At 68.3% G+C, this 3,156-nt stretch carries 2 protein-coding genes; both read left to right on the forward strand.

Going from position 1 to position 3,156, the window contains the following annotated elements; translation table 11 throughout:
* Positions 1 to 114 precede the first annotated feature (114 nt).
* Entirely contained in the window at positions 115 to 1,170 is a 1,056-nt protein-coding gene (locus TL10_RS29270; protein ID WP_016895560.1) for a tyrosine-type recombinase/integrase, read from the forward strand.
* Positions 1,167 to 3,110, forward strand: a complete 1,944-nt coding sequence (locus TL10_RS29275) for a site-specific integrase (protein WP_016895559.1) — start codon at positions 1,167 to 1,169, stop codon at positions 3,108 to 3,110. The genes TL10_RS29270 and TL10_RS29275 overlap by 4 nt, the downstream gene beginning before the upstream one ends.
* The last annotated feature ends 46 nt before the right edge of the window (positions 3,111 to 3,156 follow it).

Genomic DNA, 3,156 nt, shown 5'->3' on the forward strand with positions numbered 1-3,156 from the left:
TATCGGTTAACCGGCCCTCCCACGACACGATCATGAGTGCGGCGTGAGGTCCGAGGCCGACGGCGATGCGGGGCGCATGCTGGCGGTGTCGGCTCGATCGAGAAGGGGCAGGTGATGACCGTTCGGGTGTGCACCAGCAGCGACGGCTATGCGATCGACGGCCAGTGGGAGGGATGCGCTGCGGCGAATGCGTTCCTGAAACATCTGGCCGGGCGCGGGTTCAGCGCGGCGACGGTGCGGGCGTATGCGTTCGATGTGCTCAATCTGGCCCGGTTTCTGCTCGACCACGATCTCCGATTGGCGGCGGTGACGCCGGTGGCGGTGTTCGAGTGGGTCGACTGGCAGGACGTGCGCCGCGAACCCCGCCCCGGCACGGCGAGAAGGAACGGCAGGGGCACGGCGGCGTCGACGATCAACCGGCGAGTCGCGGCGGTGCGGGCGTTGTTCGAGTACCTGGTGATGACCGGGATGCGCAGCGACAATCCGGTGCCCTCACCGCGGCGCGGGCAGGGCCTGCGACCGCAGGCGCGGGGACTGCTCGGACATCTCGGGCCGGGCCGACCCCGGGCCGGGGGCCGGCTGGTGCGCCAACCGCGGTTGCTGCCCGAATCCCTCGACGCCGACGCGGTCGAGCAGTTTGCGGCGTCGCTGCGCACCCATCGGGATCGGGCGATGGTGTGGGGCATGCTGTTCGGGGGCCTGCGCAGCGCCGAGGTGCGGTCCCTGCGGCTGGCAGACGTGGATTTCGGTCGACGTCGGTTGCGGGTGCTTGGCAAAGGTTCGAAGGAACGGGTGGTGCCGGTCGATGCGGTGTTCTTCACCGAACTGTCGGCCTATCTGCGCCTCGAACGGCCGCCGGGGTTGGCGACCGAGGAGTGTTTCGTGGTGCTGCGTGGCCCCACCGCGGGGGCGCCGGTGACCGAGGCGGGACTGCGGTCGCTGTTCCGGCGGCACCGGGAGCTCTCCGGTGCTTCTCGGGTGCGTCCGCATCGGTTGCGCCACACTTACGGCACCGAACTGGCCTCTGCAGGAATTGATCTGATGGCGCTGCGGGAACTGATGGGACACGTGTCCCCGGAGACCACCGCCGGATACGTGCACCTGTCCATCGAACAACTCGCCGCCGAATACGGCGCAGCCCGGGCCAGCCTGACAGGGGCACGGCGATGATCACCGCATCGACGACTGTGGCGGCGCCGGACATGGTGCTGGCCGGCTATCTCGACCACGTCACCACCCTCGGGCTGAGCGGAGGAGCTGTCCGCGATCGCGCCCGCATCGCGGGTGCGTTTCTGGCGGAGCACCCGGATCTGCGGGACTGGATGACTCGGCCGGCAGCGGACCGGCTCACCGAACTGCGCAGCACCGGGGCGTGGCCGCTGCTGTGTCACGTCATCGGTCACGATGAGCTGCGACTGGACCTCGAGTTCGCCGCCGTCAAGAACCTCACCGGGCTCGGACGTGCCGTCGAAGCCCGCGACCCAGTCGGATTCGCCGCCGTCCGTGCCGCCGGACTGGCCTTGGGCTGGACACCGTCCTGGGTCGAGACCGTCCTGGGCGAGTGCCTGGCGGTGCTGCTCGCCTGGCACGGCGGATTTGTCAGCGGCATCACCGACAACACCATCGACGATTTCGACGCGGCATTGGCTGCCACACAATCTATTCCGCCGTCGACGCGCCGGGCCTACCGCAACCGGATCGCCGGAATGCGGCAGATACTGTTTCAGGCCCGCATCGTCGACACACCACCACGGCGCCGGCGGTGGGCCCGCAGCTACACCCAACGGTTCGCCGACGTGGCGATGGCCGACGCGATCCGCGCAACATTGCTGCGTTACGTCACCGTCCGGGCATCGGTGCTGCGCCCGAAATCCGTCGAATCGCTGATCAACGACCTGCTGCCGTTCGCGGACTACCTCACCACCAACCATCCCGAGGTCACCTCCCTCCAAGATCTCGACCGCAGTCACATCGAGGGCTTCCTTTCCTGGAACCGCGCCCGCAGCTGGCGTGGACAACGCGCCGCCGCCGGCGCCGGACGCACCATCTCCAAGGCCGTGATCCAATCGACCGTGCTCAGCGTGCGCAACCTGCTCGACGATCTCACCGAATGGGGCTGGGAGCAGGCACCGACCCGCCGGCTCGTCTTCGCCGCCGACGTCCCGAAACTCGATCAACCCCTTCCGCGGGCCCTGCCACCCGATATCGATGCCGCAGTAATGAATGCGGTTGGACAGTTGCATGATTCGTTCGCTCGCATCGGGTTGACGGTGCTGCGCGGAGCCGGTCTGCGGGTCGGGGAACTACTCGATCTCGAACTCGGCAGCGTCATCGATTACGGACCGGCCGGGACCTGGCTCAAGGTGCCGTTGGGCAAACTCGCCACCGAACGCATGGTTCCGCTCTCGGCCACCACCCTCACGGCGTTGGATGAATGGACCGGCGGGCGCGGTGTCTGCCGACCATTGCCACATCCCCGCACCGGAGCGTTGACCGATTTCCTGTTCGTCGCGCACGGTCGTCGTCTCGGTCAGACCCGGTTGCGCAACGGACTCCTCGCCGCCGTCGAGTCTTGCGGACTGCGCGGGACCGGCGGCGCACCGTTGGTCGTGACCCCGCATCAGCTACGCCACACCTGGGCCACCGAACTCGCCAATGCCGGGATGAGCCTGCAAGCGTTGATGGCGCTGCTCGGGCACGTCACTCCCCAGATGACTCTGCGTTACGCCACCCTGGCCTCGCCGACACTGCGCGATGCTTACGACCAGGCCATGGGCAAGATGCGCCGCCGGTTCACCCTCACCCCGGTCGGCAAACCCATCGTCCCCGACACCGTCAGCTGGCTCGGCAGCGAGATGCTCAAAACTCGCGTCGCTCACGGCTACTGCTCCCGCCACGAAGCGGCCGGCGCCTGCCCCTACGCCAACATCTGCGAAACCTGCGACAACTTCGTCACCGGACCGGAATTCCGCGGCGCGCTCGAGGCGCAACGCACCGACATCCAGGCTCTCGAGGCCGACGCCCGCGACCGTGGTTGGCTCGACGAAGCCGCCCGCCACCACCGCGTCACCGACGCACTGACGGACCACCTCCACCGCCTCGACCGCTGACTCGAGTCGACCACCAGGGGTTGATCCGGCGCCGAGGGCCGGATAA

It is taken from the genome of Mycolicibacterium llatzerense (assembly GCF_000878195.1).
Lineage (GTDB): Bacteria > Actinomycetota > Actinomycetes > Mycobacteriales > Mycobacteriaceae > Mycobacterium > Mycobacterium llatzerense.

Coding starts and splice junctions, on each gene's coding strand:
- TL10_RS29270 (WP_016895560.1), top strand. CDS start 115: ATGACCGTTCGGGTGTGCACCAGCAGCGACGGCTATGCGATCGACGGC.
- TL10_RS29275 (WP_016895559.1), top strand. CDS start 1,167: ATGATCACCGCATCGACGACTGTGGCGGCGCCGGACATGGTGCTGGCC.